At 53.2% G+C, this 20,158-nt stretch carries 14 protein-coding genes; 9 read left to right on the forward strand and 5 right to left on the reverse strand.

Going from position 1 to position 20,158, the window contains the following annotated elements:
* Window positions 1-169: 169 nt before the first annotated feature.
* The gene (locus EC840_RS11430; RefSeq protein WP_132965392.1) at window positions 170-3,715 is read right to left on the reverse strand and encodes a DNA translocase FtsK 4TM domain-containing protein; all 3,546 of its coding nucleotides are present in this window, start codon (window positions 3,713-3,715) and stop codon (window positions 170-172) included.
* Window positions 3,716-3,835: 120 nt separating this feature from the next.
* Complete coding sequence (gene lrp / locus EC840_RS11435; protein WP_013574775.1) at window positions 3,836-4,330, reverse strand: leucine-responsive transcriptional regulator Lrp; 495 nt, start codon at window positions 4,328-4,330, stop codon at window positions 3,836-3,838.
* Window positions 4,331-5,062: 732 nt separating this feature from the next.
* Between lrp and trxB the strand changes: the two genes are divergently transcribed.
* From trxB to infA, 5 genes are all read left to right on the forward strand, one after another.
* On the forward strand, window positions 5,063-6,031 hold the full coding sequence (gene trxB / locus EC840_RS11440; RefSeq protein ID WP_120161190.1) for a thioredoxin-disulfide reductase: 969 nt from the start codon (window positions 5,063-5,065) through the stop codon (window positions 6,029-6,031).
* Between the two features lie 129 nt (window positions 6,032-6,160).
* Window positions 6,161-7,927 (forward strand): cysteine/glutathione ABC transporter permease/ATP-binding protein CydD, encoded by a 1,767-nt coding sequence (cydD, locus tag EC840_RS11445; RefSeq protein ID WP_129638971.1) that lies wholly within the window; start codon window positions 6,161-6,163, stop codon window positions 7,925-7,927.
* A gap of 2 nt (window positions 7,928-7,929) precedes the next feature.
* On the forward strand, window positions 7,930-9,651 hold the full coding sequence (gene cydC / locus EC840_RS11450; protein ID WP_132965394.1) for a cysteine/glutathione ABC transporter ATP-binding protein/permease CydC: 1,722 nt from the start codon (window positions 7,930-7,932) through the stop codon (window positions 9,649-9,651).
* A 53-nt stretch (window positions 9,652-9,704) separates the two neighbouring features.
* On the forward strand, window positions 9,705-10,439 hold the full coding sequence (gene aat / locus EC840_RS11455) for a leucyl/phenylalanyl-tRNA--protein transferase (protein ID WP_129638973.1): 735 nt from the start codon (window positions 9,705-9,707) through the stop codon (window positions 10,437-10,439).
* Window positions 10,440-10,532: 93 nt separating this feature from the next.
* Window positions 10,533-10,751: a translation initiation factor IF-1 gene (gene infA, locus EC840_RS11460; RefSeq protein WP_002211347.1), complete on the forward strand. Its 219-nt coding sequence runs from the start codon at window positions 10,533-10,535 to the stop codon at window positions 10,749-10,751.
* Between the two features lie 231 nt (window positions 10,752-10,982).
* On the opposite strand, the gene clpA is transcribed toward infA, so the two are convergent.
* Complete coding sequence (clpA, locus tag EC840_RS11465) at window positions 10,983-13,265, reverse strand: ATP-dependent Clp protease ATP-binding subunit ClpA (RefSeq protein ID WP_112287293.1); 2,283 nt, start codon at window positions 13,263-13,265, stop codon at window positions 10,983-10,985.
* A 27-nt stretch (window positions 13,266-13,292) separates the two neighbouring features.
* Window positions 13,293-13,613, reverse strand: coding sequence for an ATP-dependent Clp protease adapter ClpS (gene clpS / locus EC840_RS11470; protein ID WP_013574769.1), 321 nt, complete (start codon window positions 13,611-13,613; stop codon window positions 13,293-13,295).
* A gap of 394 nt (window positions 13,614-14,007) precedes the next feature.
* Here clpS and cspD point away from each other — a divergent pair, with 394 nt between their 5' ends.
* Window positions 14,008-14,229: a cold shock-like protein CspD gene (gene cspD, locus EC840_RS11475; protein WP_015696601.1), complete on the forward strand. Its 222-nt coding sequence runs from the start codon at window positions 14,008-14,010 to the stop codon at window positions 14,227-14,229.
* Window positions 14,230-14,523: 294 nt separating this feature from the next.
* On the forward strand, window positions 14,524-15,513 hold the full coding sequence (locus tag EC840_RS11480; protein ID WP_132965397.1) for a VirK/YbjX family protein: 990 nt from the start codon (window positions 14,524-14,526) through the stop codon (window positions 15,511-15,513).
* Here EC840_RS11480 and EC840_RS11485 read toward each other — a convergent pair.
* The gene (locus EC840_RS11485) at window positions 15,510-17,243 is read right to left on the reverse strand and encodes an ATP-dependent endonuclease (RefSeq protein ID WP_112287291.1); all 1,734 of its coding nucleotides are present in this window, start codon (window positions 17,241-17,243) and stop codon (window positions 15,510-15,512) included. The genes EC840_RS11480 and EC840_RS11485 overlap by 4 nt on opposite strands.
* Before the next feature lie 189 nt (window positions 17,244-17,432).
* On the opposite strand from EC840_RS11485, the gene EC840_RS11490 reads away from it, so the two are divergent.
* Both EC840_RS11490 and hcp read left to right on the forward strand, forming a co-directional pair.
* A complete protein-coding gene (locus EC840_RS11490) occupies window positions 17,433-18,332 on the forward strand; it encodes a lysine exporter LysO family protein (RefSeq protein WP_112287398.1) in 900 nt (299 codons plus the stop codon).
* A 167-nt stretch (window positions 18,333-18,499) separates the two neighbouring features.
* Window positions 18,500-20,152 (forward strand): hydroxylamine reductase, encoded by a 1,653-nt coding sequence (hcp, locus tag EC840_RS11495; protein ID WP_132965656.1) that lies wholly within the window; start codon window positions 18,500-18,502, stop codon window positions 20,150-20,152.
* Window positions 20,153-20,158: the final 6 nt, after the last annotated feature.

Genomic DNA, 20,158 nt, shown 5'->3' on the forward strand with positions numbered 1-20,158 from the left:
GAAAAACATGTGTTTTACGCATCTTTGCAAATATCCTTCATCATTCGAACTGCCTCTGCGTTGGCTGCCTTCTATCACCCCAGTCACTTAGTAAGTTAAGCTCCCGGGGTTAGGTCAGTTGCCGCCTTGAACCAGCCCGAATGACTTTGGATATTAATTTTGGAAGGATTTACTCATGCGATGGCGGTGCCAGTACTTCACGGTTGCCGTTATGGCCCGGCGTACTGACAATGCCCTGCGCTTCCATTTGTTCAACGATACGTGCCGCGCGGTTGTAACCGATACGGAACTGACGCTGAACGCCTGAAATTGATGCACGACGTTTGTCGACGACAAATGCCACAGCCTGATCAAACAGAGCATCAAGCTCTTCATCACCGTCCAGACCTAAACCGCCACCTTCACCATCGTCACCACCGGAAACAATGCTTTCGATGTATTTCGGACGACCGCGGGCTTTCCAGTCCTGAACTACCGCATGAACTTCCTGGTCACGGACGAACGCACCGTGAACACGCACCGGAATCGAGGAGTTTGGCGCCATGTACAACATGTCACCCATCCCTAACAGTGATTCAGCACCGCCCTGATCCAGAATGGTACGGGAGTCGATTTTACTCGACACCGTAAAGGCGATACGGGTAGGGATGTTCGCTTTAATCAGACCGGTAATCACATCGACAGAAGGTCGCTGCGTAGCCAGAACCAGGTGAATACCTGCGGCACGTGCTTTCTGGGCCAGACGTGCGATCAGCTCTTCTACCTTTTTACCGACGGTCATCATCAGATCGGCAAACTCATCGACCATCACCACGATAAACGGTTCTTTTTGCAGGTATGGCGGCTCAGCAGCCATGCCATCACCCGGCTTCCAGAATGGATCAGGAATTGGACGTCCCATCGCTTCCGCTTCCAGAATTCGTTCGTTATAGCCCGCAAGGTTACGTACACCCAGCGCCGACATCAGTTTATAGCGACGTTCCATCTCGCCGACACACCAGCGCAACGCATTGGCTGCATCTTTCATATCGGTGACGACTTCAGTCAGCAAATGCGGAATGCCTTCATATACCGACAACTCGAGCATTTTCGGGTCGATCATAATGAAGCGCACATCTTCCGGTTTGGATTTGTAAAGCATACTCAGGATCATAGCGTTAACGCCGACAGACTTACCGGAACCGGTCGTACCAGCCACCAGCAAGTGAGGCATTTTCGCCAAATCGGCGATAACCGGCTCACCCGAAATATCTTTACCCAGCACAATCGTCAGCGGAGACGTACTTTCTTTAAATTTCGCACAGTCCAGCACTTCCCGCAGATACACGGTCTGACGTTTCTTGTTTGGCAATTCCAGGCCGACATAAGGCTTGCCGGGAATAACTTCCACGACACGCACCGCAACGGCAGACAATGAACGTGCAAGGTCACGCGAAAGGTTAGAAATACGCGCGGCTTTAACGCCCGGCGCCAGATCCAGTTCGAAACGTGTAATGACCGGACCCGGTAATTTGCCGACGACGTCTGCTTTGATGCGGTAATCATTCAGGCGGGCTTCGATAAGGTTACCCATCTGTTCCAGCGCGAACTCGTCCACAGGTTCCGCTTCCGCCGGAGGCGATGTCAGCAAATCCAGTGATGGCAGCGGCGTAGTCGGTTTCACCAGCGGCTGTTCATTACGCATCAGGAACGGGTGGATCAGGCTGTCCATGTCAGGCTGCGCCGATGGCGATGACTGACGTGGCGCTTCATACTCCTGCGCATGTTGCACCGGTTCCGAAGCCGCAGCGCGCTGATAAGGTTGCTGAGCAAACGCTGCAGGTTGCGGTTCTTCTTCCGCTTGGGCTGACAACGTGAACAATGGCTCAGAAGGCGTATCGTCCACCAGATCCGCCATTGGCGAGAAGCTGAAAGCATCGTGCTGGCTGAGTTTCATCGCGGCAGCAGCAAAATCATCGGCAGGAGAATGGGAAATTTCTGCCTGATTATTTTGCGAATGATGATGCTGAACCAGACCGCTTTGTGGCTCGACTTCTTGCTGATAACGAGCCTGCTCGCGCGCAGCGAAGGCATTGCGTAGTTCAGCTTCCTGCAAGGCGGCTTCAGCATCCGGTTCATTTTCAGTCACCGCATCGCCGTAACGCTCTTGCTGCTGTTCGGCAAACGCCTGCTGCAATGCGGCTTCCTGCCTGGCTTCCTCGTCGGCCTGAGCCAGAGGATCGTTATGCCAGGTTTCCTGTCCGGCATTTTGCTGGGCCGCAGCTTGCGCGTTTTCCTGTTGTTCGGCCATACGCTGAGACGGCAATTTAATGCCGTACGACGCCAGCTCGCGACGCGTTGGAATACGCACCGGATTTGGACGCGGCAATTCTGGGCCAAACCCTTTTTTCACCTGCGGATTTTCATCACTTACAGCGCTGAAAGCAGGCATAAAGGTATTAGTTGCAGAAGATGCTGCAGACTGTCCTGCCTGAGCCAGCCCCGTAGCAAGTGCAGCCGTAGCAGCGACGCTGGCGGCCTGCGCGGCATCGGGTACCGGCGAACTGAAATCAAACGGTGAACGGCTGGGTTCAACGGCTGTTTGCCAGTTCCCGAGACTCGGGCCATCTTCCTGATTGCGCTCAACCGGCGCAGGAGAAGGTGATTGCTGTACCGGCTGCGGATGGCGCGGCACCGGCGTTTCTTCCGGGATTTCGAAATTATAGAGCGGCGGCGCCGTTGAAACCGGCGTAGACGGATAGGGTGAAATCTCAGCCACCGGCGGTTCTGCAGCATAAGGATCAGCTGCTGGCGCTGGTGTCACGACCGAAACCGGTTCAGCAACTGCCGCGGTTGTTTCAGGAACAGCAGAAGAAACAGGAGCAGAAGCTGTTGGTGCTGGTGCTGGTGCTGGTGCTGGTGCTGGTGCTGCTTGATGCTCATTAACTGAAGGCGCAGAGAACAGCACGTCATCGTCATCGGGTTCCGCAGTCGCTGCGGCAGCCGCAGGGATCGCCGCTGCACCTGCGACGACAGGAGCAACTTTAGCTACCGGTTTGGCTTCGTCGTCTTCCAGTAACGGATCGTCGTGCTCGTCGTAGTCATAATCATCGTCACGACGGGAACGGTTGGTCACGATATTGGTGACACCGAGCACGGCACCGCCAATTTTCTCGGCAATGGTCAGCCATGACCAGCCGGTAAACAGTGTCAGTCCGGCTGCCCACACACATAACAACACCAGCGTCGCGCCAACATTGTTGAAATACGGCGTCATCGCTGTACTCAACAAACTGCCGATGACACCACCGGAAGCGAAGTAGTAAAGGTCATCGATATTGACTGATGCCAGACCACAAGACGTGACAATAAGCGCCAGCGTCCCGATAAGGCGCAGCGAAAGGGCAAAATAATCGACGAAATCCTGTTTATCCCGCTGACGAAACGCCGCCCAGCAGAGGCACAGAATAATAGGGGGAATAGCGTAACCAAATACGCCAAAGATGAAGAACAGCGTGTCAGCCATCCAGGCTCCCACACCACCGCCCCAGTTGTGAATTGGCCCATGCCATGCGGTCTGAGACCAGCTTGGATCAGAGGGGTTAAAACTCACCAATGCTGCCATTAAATAAGCAGCAAAAATCGCTACCACCACCAGCAAAGCCTCCAGAAGACGGCGACCATTGCTCAGCTTTTTAAGGGTAACTTCTTTATCTTCTGTATATTCCTGGCTCAAGAAAGGCTCTCCAGGTTCCTGTGAACTGAGAAAAAGCAACAGCGCCGAGAGTCCCCGGCGCCATAGCTGTATAGATACACAGGAGTGTAGCTAAAATTACAAGGTTTTGCACCTGAACAATTACCGGGTTTTGATGACCAGGCGATTTGTCTGTTTTACTTCTTCCATGACCACATAGGTTCGGGTGTCGTTAACACCTGGAAGACGAAGTAATGTCTCACCTAACAGTTTACGGTAGGCGGACATGTCAGGTACGCGGGTTTTCAACAAATAGTCGAAGTCCCCTGAAACCAAGTGACACTCCTGAATATCTTCGAGTTTTTGTACTGCCGCATTAAATTGCTCAAACACATCCGGCGCGCCACGGTTGAGGGTAATCTCAACAAACACCAGCAACGAGGCATCCAGATAATGCGGGTTTAGCAATGCGGTATAACCATTGATGAAGCCCTGACGTTCCAGACGACGAACGCGCTCCAGACATGGAGTTGGAGATAATCCCACACGTTTGGAAAGCTCGACGTTTGAAATCCGGCCATCCTTTTGCAATTCATTGAGGATGTTACGGTCAATACGGTCGAGATCTTTTCCCGGACGTTTTTTGTTGTCTACCATTATTATTGTCTCTCTGCTGTCCTTCCCTGCACCTGCCATACCCCAGCCAACTTCAATGTCTAAGGGTTGTCCCAAGCGAAGACCCGATTATTAAGGTTTACGCATCCAAAAGCCGCGTTGATCCCCTGTCAAAAGGAACACGACCGTAAAACGGATACTCAAAAGAAATAACCCTGCGAAATTAATAGATTGCATACAGCCAACCTGATTCACTAAACCCTGCTGCAACAAAAACGCCAAAAAGCAAGACCAGAACGGGTCCGGTAGCAGCCAATTGCATAAATTCAAGTCACAGACAGGCAGTTAATTTCTTCTTCCCCTGATGTTTTCGCAAATGCACAGCGGATTGTCAAAGTAAAAGAAGCAAAATCAGAAGAACGTGCCAACCTGAAAAGCTGATCCCCCCTTTTTAGCTGTCTTTTCTCTTTGAACAATAACAACTCAATGCGCGAAATAATTCAGCCAAATCCCCACAACCTGCCGTGAATTGTGACTAAAAGACCGCACTCTGTTAAACAACATTCACAGCCGCTGACATCACCGCCGTTGTTTTTCACGCTGTTCATCAAACAGTTAAGTGTCTGATAATCAGCAAAGGAAACCTTTTTACCCGTGTTTCACTGTAAAAACTATCAGACAAATCGTTAACAACATCTGAGTTTGCTTTTTTTACTGCGCCGTTTTCCCTACAATCGGTCTATCGCTTGTCGCTACCGCGGAGATGAATTACGCATGAGTACGGTTAAACACAGTAAATTATTGATTTTAGGTTCTGGTCCTGCGGGTTATACCGCAGCAGTTTATGCAGCACGCGCCAACCTTAATCCGGTTTTGATTACCGGTGTTGAAAAAGGCGGTCAGCTGACCACAACCACAGAAGTCGAAAACTGGCCGGGCGATCCTGAAGGTCTGACCGGTCCGGGTCTGATGGAACGTATGCATGAACATGCGACCAAATTTAATACCGAGATTATTTTCGACCACATTAACAAAGTCGATTTGCAGAACCGTCCGTTCCGTCTCACCGGCGACAGCGGCGAATACACCTGTGACGCGCTGATCATCGCCACCGGCGCATCCGCACGTTACATCGGTCTGCCTTCTGAAGAAGCGTTCAAAGGTCGCGGCGTTTCTGCCTGCGCCACCTGTGATGGTTTCTTCTACCGTAATCAAAAAGTCGCAGTGGTTGGTGGCGGGAATACCGCAGTCGAAGAAGCGCTTTATCTGGCGAACATTGCCTCTGAAGTACACCTGATCCACCGTCGCGACAGTTTCCGTGCTGAAAAAATTCTGGTAGACCGTCTGAATGACAAAGTGGCCAGCGGTAATATTGTTCTGCACACCCACAAAACCCTGAATGAAGTGGTCGGCGATCAGATGGGTGTTACCGGCGCGAGCTTGCTCGACGTGCGCACTGACGAGAAATCTCAGGTGGATGTTGCCGGTGTATTCATCGCTATCGGTCACAGCCCGAACACCGGCATTTTCGAAGGCCAGCTGGAACTGAAAGACGGCTACATCAAGGTGCAGTCCGGTTCACACGGCAATGCGACACAAACCAGCATTCCGGGTGTTTTCGCCGCAGGCGATGTCATGGACCATATTTACCGTCAGGCGATCACGTCCGCCGGTACCGGTTGTATGGCCGCGCTGGATGCCGAGCGCTATCTGGACGGTTTATCGCAAGCACCGGATTTGTAAGCATCTCCCCTTCTGTTTGCCCTTAAAAAGAGGCGGCGTAATTGCCGCCTTTTTCATATTTTCAGTTTGCGGTCCGAGCATGTAACATAAGCGCCCTCCCATCCGGATTGCTGCACAGACTGAAGCCTGATGAATAAAACACGACAACAAGAACTTACCCGCTGGTTAAAACAACAAAGCTCCCGCGCCAAAGGCTGGATCCGTCTGTCTATGATGCTGGGTCTGCTTTCTGGTTTACTGATCCTCGCACAGGCCTGGCTGATGGCCGGATTACTGCACAGCCTGATCATCGAGCACACTCCGCGTGATGCGCTGCTGCAAAGTTTCCTGTTAATGGCACTGACCTTTGTGTTGCGTGCCGTCGTGACCTGGCTACGTGAACAGGTGGGCTTTATCTGCGGACGCGTTATCCGCCAGGAAATGCGCAAACTGGTGCTGGATCGTCTGGAAAAACTGGGGCCTGCATGGATCCAGGGCAAACCAGCCGGCAGCTGGGCCAGCATCATTCTTGAACAAATCGAAGATATGCAGGATTACTATTCCCGCTATCTGCCACAAATTGCTCTTGCCGGTATTATTCCACTGCTGATTTTAGTCAGTGTCTTCCCGATTAACTGGGCCGCAGGGCTGATCCTGCTGGTTACCGCACCGCTGATCCCGCTGTTTATGGCGCTGGTCGGAATGGGTGCGGCAGATGCTAACCGCCGCAACTTTGTCGCGCTGGCGCGTCTTAGCGGAAACTTCCTCGACAGTCTGCGCGGTCTGGATACACTTCGCCTGTTCCACCGCGGCACGGCAGAAATCGACCAGATCAAACGCTCAACGGAACACTTTCGCGCCCGCACAATGGACGTTCTGCGTCTGGCCTTTTTATCTTCCGCAGTCCTGGAATTCTTCGCTTCCATCTCCATTGCGGTTGTCGCGGTGTACTTCGGTTTCTCTTATCTGGGCGAACTGAACTTTGGCAGCTACGGCACGCCTGTGACCCTTTTCGCCGGTTTTCTGGTGCTGATACTTGCCCCGGAGTTTTTCCAGCCTCTGCGTGATCTGGGCGCGTTTTATCACGCCAAAGCGCAGGCCGTCGGCGCAGCAGAAAGTCTGGTGACGTTCCTGAGTGCTGAAAGTGCCGATATGGGTGACGGTGACCAGAATTTCCCGGCCGGTAAAACGGTGGAACTGGAAGCCCGCGATCTGATTATTCAGTCGCCACAGGGTAAAACGCTGGCCGGTCCGCTGACCTTCAGTATTCCGGCAGGACAACGTATCGCCATCGTCGGCCTGAGCGGTGCGGGTAAAAGTTCATTGCTAAACGCCCTGCTCGGCTTCCTGCCTTATCAGGGTTCAATTACCGTCAGCGGTATGGAACTGAAATCATTACGCAACGATGAATGGCGTAAACAGCTGAGCTGGGTCGGCCAGAACCCACATCTGCCCGAACAAACCCTGCGTGCCAACATTCTGCTCAATCAGCCGGATGTCAGCGATGAACAGCTTCAGTCTGCCATCGACCGTGCGTATGTGAGTGAATTCCTGCCGCTGTTACCGCAGGGACTGGAAACCGAACTGGGCGACAGCGCGGCGCGTTTATCCATCGGTCAGGCGCAGCGCGTGGCCGTAGCCCGCGCCCTGCTCTCGCCGTGCAGTTTATTACTGCTTGATGAACCCACCGCCAGCCTCGACGCACACAGCGAAAAACGGGTAATGAGCGCGCTGAACGACGCGTCTAAAGCACAAACCTCCCTGCTGGTGACGCATCAGCTGGAAGACACCCGGGACTACGACGAAATCTGGGTGATGGATAAAGGCCTGATCGCTGAGCGTGGCACATTTGCGCAACTGGTGGCTCAGAACGGATTATTCACCAGCCTGCTTTCCCAGCGGAATAAGGAGCTGTAATCATGAAAACTCTTCTGCCTTATCTCGCGCTGTATCGCCGTCACTGGTTCCGCCTGTCTCTGGGCATCATTCTGGCTATCGTCACTTTACTGGCGAGCATCGGGCTGCTGACGCTTTCGGGATGGTTCCTCGCGGCCTCCGCCGTGGCGGGTATCGCCGGTTTATACAGTTTCAACTACATGCTTCCTGCCGCCGGTGTGCGCGGGGCGGCGATATTTCGTACTGCAGGCCGCTATGCCGAGCGTCTGGTCAGCCACGACGCGACATTCCGTGTGCTCGCACATCTGCGCGTGTTTACTTTCACCAAAATCATGCCGCTGTCTCCGGGCGGTATTGCCCGTTTTCGTCAGGCCGATTTACTGAACCGGCTGGTTGCCGATGTCGATACGCTGGATCATTTGTATCTGCGGGTGATTTCTCCGCTGGTAAGTGCGCTGGTGGTGATCCTGCTGGTGACGTTTGGCCTGAGTTTCCTCGATGTGAAACTGGCGCTGACCCTCGGTGCGATCATGCTGGTGCTGATGCTGCTTCTGCCGGTGATTTTCTACCGGGCGGGTAAACCGGCTGGCCGCGAACTGACGGCGCTGCGCAGTGATTACCGCATGCAGCTGACGTCATGGTTACAGGGTCAGTCCGAGCTGGTGGTCTTTGGCGCTCAGCCACGATTCCGCCAGCAACTGAACGATATCGAGCGCCGCTGGATGTTGCGCCAGCAGCAGCAGGCAAAACTGACCGGTTTGTCGCAGGCGATGGTGATTGCAGCAGCCGGTCTGACCGTGACGCTAATGCTGTGGCTGGCCGCGGGTGGCATCAGCCAGTTCCCGCAGCCCGGCGCACTGATTGCTTTGTTCGTATTTACTCCGCTGGCCGCTTTCGAAGCGCTGGGGCCGGTCGCTGCGGCATTCCAGCATCTGGGGCAAGTCATCGCTTCGGCTCAGCGCGTCAGCCAGATTATTGACCAGCCTGCCGACGTAACCTTCCCGACACAAGGTCCTGTTGCCGCTGAACACGTCAGCCTGTCGCTGCAAAATCTGAACTTCACCTATCCCGGACAACCGCTTCCGGTGCTGAAAAACGTCACGCTGGATGTCAGGGCCGGTGAACATATCGCCCTGCTCGGCCAGACTGGTTGTGGCAAATCTACCCTGCTGCAATTGCTGACCCGCGGCTGGGATATCACCAGCGGCACGCTTGAAATCAATGGCCATGCTATCGGTGCCTACGATGAAACAACGCTGCGTAAGATGATCACCGTTGTCAGTCAGCGAGCACATGTCTTTAACACTACGCTGCGCGAAAACCTGCGCATGGCATCACCGGATTGCACCGATGAGCAGATCGCGGAAGTCCTGAGACAGGTTGATTTACATGTGTTGTTGGAAAATGAAGGCCTGAACGCCTGGCTCGGTGAAGGTGGACGTCAGCTTTCCGGTGGCGAACAGCGTCGTATCGGGCTGGCACGTGCTTTGCTGCATGATGCTCCGCTGTGGTTGCTTGATGAACCGACAGAAGGACTTGATGCGGAAACGGAACAACATATTTTGGCTCTGCTGCACAAGCATTGTCAGAATAAAACGCTACTCTTAGTGACGCACCGGCTGCACGGTCTGGAAACTTTCGACAGGATTTGCGTCATGGAGGAAGGTCAGATTGTGGAGCAAGGTGATCATGCGTCGTTAATTGCTGCACAGGGCCGGTACGCGCGGTTTTTGTCACGTACCTGACGTCGTAGTTGCCAGTTTAGCGGCGGCCCGTGAGTCGCCGGATAAGGAGATCTATGCGGTTAGTAAAGCTTGAGGCCAATTCGGTTAATTTTCCGGATCCTGAAACTGCCTTGCAGGACCCAAATGGCCTGCTGGCTATCGGAGGTGATCTCACCGCCCCTCGCCTGCTTTCCGCGTATCAGTACGGCGTTTTCCCCTGGTTTGAACCGGGAGAGATGATCCTGTGGTGGTCACCCGATCCCCGTGCAATTTTAGTTCCGGATGAACGTCACGTCAGCCGGAGTCTGAAACGTTTCATGCGCAAAATGCCTTTTCGTTTCACACTTAACCAGCAATTTGAAAAGGTCATACGTGCGTGTGCGATGCAGCGTGAGGACGGTACCTGGATCGGACCGCTGGTTCAGCGCGGTTATCAGGAGTTACACGAAGCCGGACGCGCGCATTCAGTTGAAGTCTGGGAAGGAAATGAACTGGTTGGCGGATTATACGGTGTTTCTGTTGGCGGGTTATTTTGCGGCGAGTCGATGTTCAGTCGCCGTGAAAACGCTTCAAAAGCCGCGCTGATGGTTTTTTGCCAACATTTTTCCCGCAATGGTGGAGAACTGATTGACTGTCAGGTGCTCAACCCTCACACTGCGTCGCTGGGTGCGAGAGAGATCCCCCGCCGCCAATTTTTGCAGCAGTTATCCGAACTTTCGCAACGAGCGTTAGCGCCGGATTGCTGGTTGCCACAAGACTTATCCCCACATGATGAAGACCTGCCGGTGTTCCCGAAGGATAGGGAATAGGTGCGGTCATGGACCATACTTCTTTACATAATGTGGGTTTTTCGGCATTATCTTGCCGGTTAAAAACTATGGTAGTTAGACCTAGAGGATTCGATGGCCAAAGAAGACAACATTGAAATGCAAGGCACCGTACTTGATACGCTGCCAAACACTATGTTCCGCGTAGAATTAGAAAACGGACACGTAGTTACCGCACACATCTCCGGTAAAATGCGTAAGAACTACATCCGCATCCTGACGGGCGACAAAGTCACTGTAGAGCTGACCCCGTACGACCTGAGCAAAGGCCGCATTGTCTTCCGTAGCCGTTAATAAGCGGCTCACTCATCGCTGATTTTCCGGCGATACCTGAGGATACCCTTTTCGCCCTTCCTGCTGTTGCAAGGGCGTTTTGTGGTATCCGCAATCCGGCATTTGTTCCACGATGTATTCCCCTATCCTTTCTGAAATCCCTCACTAATTACTGCAATTAAATAAAGAATTTCGGAAAGAAAAAAGGCGATGTTTTCACATCGCCTTTTGTTTTTTCATCACAGATGAAAATTAATGCACCGCACCTTCCGGTTTTTTCTTCTGCGCACTCATGAAGTGATAAGTGAGCTTGTCAGCCGCTTTATCCAAAGCCACAGAGACGGAACCGCCATCCACCAGTGAACCAAACAGCAGTTCGTTGGCGAGTGGTTTCTTCAGGTTTTCCTGAACGGTACGGGTCATCGGACGCGCACCCATCGCACGGTCGTAGCCTTTCACGGTCAGCCAGTCGCGAGCTTCATCGCTGACTTCGAGAGAAACGCCTTTCGCATCCAGCTGCGCCTGCAGTTCAACGATAAACTTATCGACAACCTGCTGAATAACTTCCGTAGACAGATGGTTGAACCAAATAACGTTGTCGAGACGGTTACGGAATTCCGGCGTAAAGGTACGTTTGATCTCTTCCATCGCATCCGGACTGTTGTCCTGATGAATCAGACCAATCGATTTACGTTCCGTTTCACGCACACCGGCGTTAGTGGTCATTACCAAAATCACGTTACGGAAATCAGCCTTGCGCCCGTTGTTATCAGTCAGCGTGCCGTTGTCCATCACCTGCAATAGCAGGTTGAAGACATCCGGATGCGCCTTTTCGATTTCATCGAGCAGCACCACGGCGTGAGGATGTTTAATCACCGCATCCGTCAGCAAACCGCCCTGGTCAAAGCCGACATAACCCGGAGGCGCACCGATCAGACGACTGACCGTATGACGTTCCATGTATTCCGACATATCAAAGCGCAGCAGTTCGATATCCAGCGCTTTCGCCAGCTGTACCGTGACTTCTGTTTTACCCACACCGGTAGGACCGGCGAACAGGAACGAACCGACAGGCTTGTGATCCTGACCCAGACCGGCGCGGCTCATTTTGATCGCTTCAGTCAGTGCTTCAATCGCAGGATCCTGTCCGAAGACCAGCATTTTCAGACGATCGCCCAGATTTTTCAGCACATCGCGGTCTGTCGCAGACACGGTTTTTTCCGGAATGCGGGCAATACGCGCCACAACGCTTTCGATATCGCTGACGTTAACGGTTTTCTTGCGTTTGCTGACCGGCATTAACCGGCTGCGCGCGCCCGCTTCGTCGATGACGTCGATGGCTTTGTCCGGCAGATGACGGTCATTGATATATTTGACCGACAACTCAACCGCCGCACGCACCGCTTTCGCGGTGTAACGCACATCGTGATGCGCTTCGTATTTGGTTTTCAGGCCGTTAATGATCTGAACCGTTTCTTCCACGCTTGGCTCAGTAATATCAATTTTCTGGAAGCGACGTGCCAGAGCACGGTCTTTCTCAAAGATATTGCTGAATTCCTGATACGTGGTGGAACCGATCACGCGGATTTTCCCGCTGGAAAGCAATGGCTTGATGAGGTTTGCCGCATCCACCTGACCGCCCGATGCCGCACCGGCACCAATGATCGTGTGAATTTCATCAATAAACAGGATGCTGTTCTTATCCTGCTCCAGCTGTTTCAGCAGAGATTTGAAACGTTTTTCGAAATCACCGCGGTATTTAGTGCCCGCCAGCAACGAACCGATATCCAGAGAATACAGGGTGCAGTCGGCCATCACTTCCGGCACATCGCCCTGCTCGATTCGCCATGCCAGACCTTCGGCAATCGCGGTTTTACCCACGCCGGATTCACCCACCAGCAGCGGGTTATTCTTACGGCGACGGCAGAGCACCTGAATGGCGCGCTCCAGTTCTTTGTCACGGCCAATCAGCGGATCAATACCACCTACACGCGCTAACTGGTTGAGATTAGTGGTGAAGTTCTCCATACGATCTTCCCCCGCCGACTGCTCTTCGTTAACTGGGTTTTCCGCATTGTTTTGCGCCTGGCTGCCCGATTCATCTTTACGGGTGCCATGCGAAATAAAGTTCACCACATCAAGGCGGCTGACGTCATGTTTGCGCAGGAGATAGGCTGCCTGAGATTCCTGTTCGCTGAAAATCGCGACCAGAACGTTAGCGCCCGAGACTTCGCTGCGGCCAGAAGATTGCACGTGGAATACCGCACGTTGCAGAACGCGCTGGAAACTCAGCGTAGGCTGGGTGTCACGTTCCTCTTCACTGGCGGGTAAGGTGGGTGTGGTTTGCTCGATGAAGGCTTCCAGCTCCTGGCGTAATGCCACCAGATCGACTGTACAAGCTTCAAGCGCTTCACGGGCAGCAGGGTTGCTGAGCAACGCCAGCAACAGGTGCTCCACGGTCATAAACTCATGCCGGTGCTCACGGGCTCTTGCGAAAGCCATGTTGAGACTGAGTTCAAGTTCTTGATTGAGCATAGGCACCTCCCAAATAGATTGCCTTAATCAGGCTTTTTCCAGCGTACACAGCAACGGATGCTCATTCTCCTTGGCGTACTCATTTACGTGTGCGACCTTGGTTTCCGCGACTTCGGCTGTATAAACACCGCATATCGCTTTGCCTCTGTAGTGCACCTGGAGCATCAGTTGCGTTGCACGTTCAATATCATAAGAAAAGAACTTTTGCAGAACGTCAATCACAAATTCCATTGGAGTGTAATCGTCGTTGTTTAATATAACTTTATACATAGATGGCGGTTTTACCTCATCCTTTTGCTTATCCGCCGCCAAATGTTCAAAATTTAGCCAGTCTTGATTATTGCCCATTGCCTGTTCATCACCTGTGAAGATCGTATCGGAAGCCAAATACACAAGCATGAAGGCTTTCTGCAGAGCCTCACGCCGTTATTACCGTATTTTACCATCTCTGGCCTCACCTTGCCGCTGCACAAAATGTTTTACGTGCAACCGATAACGCGGATGAAAATTTAACAAAATATGTCAATAGCGTTACCTGCTTCAAACTTTGGTTATCTGCTCCCCCGGGACAAATGCCGTTTCCTTGACGTCTTTCTCTATTCCACTAGAGTGTAAATTCGTGAGCCGGACGGGGTTTAAACCGGCCTGAACAGGCACTTATCGCCGACGTTCTGGCCTACGTGCTCACTCAACTGGCTTTATCTATTTACTACCAGACTAGTCATGAGAGGGATGTAGAAGCATGCAGACGGGTACGGTTAAATGGTTCAATAATGCTAAAGGCTTTGGCTTCATTTGCCCGCAAAATGGCGGTGAAGACATCTTCGCTCACTACTCCACAATACAGATGGAGGGTTACCGGACTTTAAAAGCCGGCCAGCAGGTCAATTTCGACGTTCATGAAGGCCCAAAGGGGAATCATGCCAGCCTCATTATTCCAGTGGAAAGTGAAGCGGTCGCCTGACCGGTTCAGCATCACGTCTCAGATAACACGTCTACTGCAAATGCCGGTCACTCACTGACTGGCATTTTTATTTATGGGGGAGAATGGCTCAGGCTTCAAGCCCTCTTTACGAAAATAAAGTACATTTTTTAGACACCAATTGCTAAGACACGACATAAACAAAATCAAATCTAAACACAATCTCAACAAATCACGTTCAATTTCTCCATACTTTTCCCCGTTGCACAGTCGTTTATGCAGCTCCTGTTGAAATATCGGTAACAAAAACCCGGTTGCAAATAACAGGTAAAGACCATGACGACTCTCCATTATCCTGGCGTAGAAAAAGCCCCGCTTTCAGGCTTGCAGTTGATGAAGGCACTCCTCACCAACCGCATCACGCCGGGGCCGTCCTGGAAATTACCGCGCTATCGCCTTAAATTCCTTTTCCGCACGCTGAAGCAGCCGCGCAGAACGTTTGCACTGCTCGATTATCTGGCGCAGCATCCGCAACGTGATGAAATTCTGTTGGCAATGCCCGGCCTGCCAGCGAAATTACATCGCACCTATCAGGCAGCCAATATCAATCAGGCTCAGGCCCTGAAGCGGATCACCGATCATTACGATATGATCCAGGACTGCCTGCCGGACGCCATTAATCACGGCTATCTGAATAAAAAACCGATGGCGATTGCCACCCTGACCGGTAAAGAAGATCAGCGTTATGCCATTACCTTTAACGCCGTCAGCCGTCTGGATAAAGAAGGCGAAGCGACGCTGTCCTTCAATAATCAGCAGGGAGAACCGATTGCTATCGTGACGTTCTCTTTTATTGAGTATCAGGGTCAGCCGACGCTGTTTATTGGCGCATTGCAGGGGCCGCGCGCCCATGTGGATCACCAGGAAATTCAGACAGCTACTAAAGCCTGCCATGGGTTGTTCCCGAAACGTCTGGTGATTGAAGCGCTGACAACGCTGGCGGATGTAACAGGCATGACGCAACTGATTGCCGTCGGCAACCACACGCATATTTATGAGGATCCGCGTTACAAAAAACGTAAAGGGATGGTGTATGCCGATTACGACAGCTTCTGGGAAACGCTGGATGCAAAACAGGGCGAAGACGGTTATTTCCATCTGCCCCGCCAGATTGCGCACCGCCCGCTGGAAGAAATCGCCAGTAAACGCCGTTCCGAGTACCGCCGCCGTTATCTGCTGTTAGATGACCTGGAAAGCCAGATCCGCCAGACATTCACCAGCGGACACGGCAATCCGGTTACTGTCGCCCAAACTCAGGCTGCTTAATCGGCTCTCCCGCGCGCCAGCCAGGCCACGCGGGAAAACATCTGTCGCAGCAACGGGGGAATCGATGAGGTTCCCCGCAACGATGCCGCCATCGCCACGTCTATTGCCAGATCCGGCTTCGAACTGCGGTGAACAGCTTTATCAAGAATGCGCCTTGGCGACATTGGCGCGTTATCCGGTATTCCCGCATTTTTGCGGTAAACATCTTCAAAACCCTCGCGATACAGAAAATATTCAATGTCCTGTGCAGGTAAGGCCGTCAGCCGGTAACGCAACGTATCTTCATGGCTTTCCACATTAGCCATCACCGTCGCGGCGTATTTTCGCCCCGCTTCATCACCATCGACCAGCGCATGCCATTCAATACCCATTTGCCGGGCAAAACGCAGCAACGGCTTAAGCCCGCACTGCGCAAACTCAATGACCTTGATCCCTTCAGATTCAAAATGATAACCACATTGCCGCGCCAGCTGATTCAGCAACCAGACTTCCGTTTCCCCTTCAACCAGCAACCAGCAACGGGCGAACAAAGAAGACGGCCGGTTGAAGCGAATATGAAACGCAATGCGGCGGCTGTCTTCCAGACTCAGCCCTTCCGGACCAATGCCATACGCAGCCACGCGACCGGATTCACGCACCAGACGACAAATTTGTTCGACCGGTACCAGGGAAAGCAAATCGCCAGAATTGGTGGTGGTGATCCGCTGCAACGGCAGCTGATCCAGCAGGCCCCACGCCACAGAAAGCATGATCGGATGCAGGCGGGTTTCGGGGTCTTCGATAAGCAACAGCGGTCTGGCATCGGGATGCAACACCACTGATCCTTTAGCCTGTAACAGCGTCGAGAACATGCCAAGCAGCATCACCCGCATACTGCGGCTGTTGGGTTCGGCAATCATACGGTTGATGTTATCCAGAGAACGCCATGCCCGGCGGCTTTCTGCGCGGCCATGACGTTTTTGCTGCCACGGCACACTGTTCGATGTCCCCTGCTCGGCAAAATAATGTTCCAGCAACTGCTGCATCGCCGAAAGTCCGCTGCGCAGTTCGCTGTTTTTCAGCGTCTGCGGGCTGTGGACCAGCTCCCGTGTCAGTTCATCCAGTTGTTTTGCCAGTTCTTCGTTATTAGCCGCCAGCCGTGGCGCCAGTGTTTCACTGCGCAGACGGCGGATAAAACGCGCATCGCGTAAACGTAATACCGGATTGAGGCGGATCAAAGCCTGCGCCAGCGGATCAATCGTCGTCAGATTTAAAGGCTGACCGCTGGACGACAGGAAGCTGCGCAGCGTCATGACGCTGCCGTCGTCGTCAAGTTCGCCTTCCAGCCGGTAATAAATCCGGTTGAGTTTGTCAGCACATTTCACCCAAAGCGGTGAGAGTGAATTAAACCGCGGCGACATATGATGACCGGCCTGATTCTCACAGAACGTAAATACCACGTGCAGGTACTGGGATTTGGATTCCTCCTCGCCGGCGGGGAAATAGAAGTCCTCTTCTTTAAAGCAGTACAGTTTGGGTTCCGGAGAAAGCAGCAGAGTTAACGCGTCGAGCAGACTGGATTTACCCCAGGCATTCTCACCGATGAGAACGGTGTTGGTCGGAAAGGATTCGCCCTCCCCCTGTCGGGAGGCGCCGGTAATCGATGCGCCACGTTGAGCGGGCTGTGTCAGCGTTAAAGACAGGCGGTTAATCCCGCGAAAACCGACAATATCAATACGTTCCAGATACATCAGACGCCTCCTGTGCGCTCAAAACTTTCCTGAGCATGGCGTTAAAAAATGGTTCAGGTCAAGCGTGCAAAGATATCTCTGCGTGCCGAAGCTGCTTTACAGTCAGATAACTTTTCGTTAGCGTGGCGGGCGGCCTTTTCTGCGCCGCGTTCCACTTATGGGATCTCACTTTTCAGGGACTTTTGCATCATGTATTCCGGGCTGTTAATTATTCTCCTGCCGCTGATCGCCGGCTACCTTATTCCGCTAAAAAACCGGCCCCTGCTGCATATTGTTAATCAGTTGCTGAGCTGGATGGTGTACGTCATCCTTTTCATTATGGGCATCAGTCTGGCTTTCCTCGATAATCTCAGCACAAATTTACTGCTGATTTTCAAATATGCGGCAGTGTGTTTCCTGTGCATTTTTGTGATGAACTACGCCGCGTTGTGGCTGCTCGAACGCCGCCGTCCGTGGAAATCAGAGCACAAACAGGAAAAACTGCCGTCGCGTATTCACATGGCGCTGGAATCGTTGAAGTTATGCGGTGTGGTGATCGGTGGTTTCGCGCTCGGCCTGACCCAATGGCACTGGCTGACCTTCGCCTCGCAAGCCAGCGAAATTGCGCTGTTATTCCTGCTGGCACTGGTCGGTATACAGCTTCGCAACAGCAGCATGACGCTGCGACAGATTATCCTTAACCGTCGCGGAATGATGGTCGGGGTGGTGGTCGCCGTCAGCGCCTTAGCTGGTGGTGCAATCGCCGCGTTATTGCTCGGCCTGCCGCTGAAAACCGGCCTTGCGCTCGCCTCCGGCTACGGCTGGTATTCGCTTTCCGGCATTGTGCTTACCGATTCTTTTGGCCCGGTGATCGGCAGCGCCGCGTTCTTTAACGACCTGGCCCGCGAACTGTGCGCCATTATGCTGATCCCGACGCTGGTGCGTACCAGCCGCTCGACGGCGCTCGGCTTGTGCGGTGCCACGTCAATGGACTTCACCCTGCCGGTGTTACAGCGCAGTGGCGGCCTGGATATGGTTCCGCCCGCCGTCGTTCACGGATTCGTATTAAGCCTGATAGCGCCTGTGCTGATGGCCTTTTTCTCCGCCTGATACTTGTTTTCCCGCTGCTTTCCGGCAGCGGGCACTCACCTGTAAAACTTGCGATAAATCAATTCCCCTTCACTTAGTCCTAAAAACCCCTTCATTTCCGTCCCTGCCAGTTTTAGGCTTGCATTAAAACAAGCATTTAAAATGCAACTTTAAAAAAGGACCTCATGATGTTTTGTGTGCAATGTGAACAAACAGTCCGTACCCCGGCGGGCAATGGCTGCGCTTATGCGCAGGGAATGTGTGGCAAAACGGCGGAAACCTCTGATTTACAAGATTTACTGGTCGCCGTGCTCGAAGGCCTGTCCGCATGGGCGCTGACCGCACGAGGCTACGGGATTATCGATGAAGAGATCGACAGCTTCGCGCCCCGCGCCTTTTTCTCCACCCTGACTAATGTGAATTTCGATTCTGACCGCATCGTCGGCTACGCCCGTGAAGCCATTACCCACCGCGAATCTCTGGCCGTGCGTTGCCGCCTGATGGATCCGCAAATCACCGTCAGCCATCCGCTGGCGGCGCTGGAACTGGTCAGCGATAAACTCCACGAGCTGCAAAAACAGGCGCAGCATTTTGCGCTGAACGGCGACAAAGCGCAGATTGGCGATGACATTCATGGCCTGCGGATGCTGTGTTTGTACGGCCTGAAAGGTGCAGCGGCATACATGGAGCACGCGCACGTTTTGGGTCAGTCTGACCCCGCTATTTACGCCGAATATCACCGTCTGATGGCGTGGCTCGGCACGCAGCCAGCGGACATGGGGGAACTGCTCGCAAACGCGATGGCAATCGGCAAAATGAACTTTGGTGTGATGGAAATTCTGGATAAGGGCGAAACCGATGCCTATGGTCACCCTCAGCCGACCAACGTCAATGTCCGTCCGCTGGCGGGTAAAGCGATTCTGATTTCAGGCCATGACCTGAAAGATTTGCAGATGCTGCTCGAGCAAACCGCCGGTACCGGCATCAATATTTATACCCACGGCGAAATGCTGCCTGCCCACGGTTATCCGGAACTGAAAAAATTCCCGCATCTGGCCGGTAACTACGGCAGCGGCTGGCAAAATCAGCAGGTGGAATTCGCGAAATTCCCGGGGCCGGTGGTGATGACGTCCAACTGCATTATTGACCCGAACGTCGGCAACTACGGCGACCGGATCTGGACACGCAGCATCGTCGGCTGGCCGGGCGTCCAGCATCTGGAAGGTGAAAATTTTGCGCCGGTGATCGCGCAGGCCTTGCAGCTTCCGGGCTTCCGTTACAGCGAAATTGAGCAGGAAATAACGGTCGGATTTGGCCGCCAGACGTTGCTCGGCGCGGCGGATACCGTGATTGATCTCGTCGCCGCTAAAAAACTGCGCCATATCTTCCTGATCGGCGGGTGCGACGGCAGCCGCGGCGAGCGCAGTTACTTCACCGATCTGGCACGCAGCGTACCGCAGGATTGCCTGATCATGACGCTGGCCTGTGGCAAATACCGCTTTAACAAACTGGATTTCGGTTCCATCGAAGGCCTGCCGCGCCTGCTGGACGTCGGCCAGTGTAACGACGCCTACTCTGCCATTATTCTGGCGGTCAATCTGGCCGAGAAATTAGGCTGCGGTGTGAATGATTTACCGCTGAGTCTGGTGCTTTCCTGGTTTGAACAAAAAGCCATTGTGATCCTGCTGACGCTGCTGTCGCTCGGCGTAAAAAATATCGCTACCGGTCCGACAGCACCTGCCTTCCTGACCGATAACCTGCTGGCAATCCTGAATGAAAAATTTGGCCTGCGCGCAATCACTTCGGTTGAGCAGGATCTGAAAACCATGCTGCCGGAGTAAGCTGAA

Origin of the sequence: Rahnella sp. JUb53, from assembly GCF_004346065.1 — a bacterium.
In the GTDB taxonomy this organism is placed as follows: domain Bacteria; phylum Pseudomonadota; class Gammaproteobacteria; order Enterobacterales; family Enterobacteriaceae; genus Rahnella; species Rahnella variigena.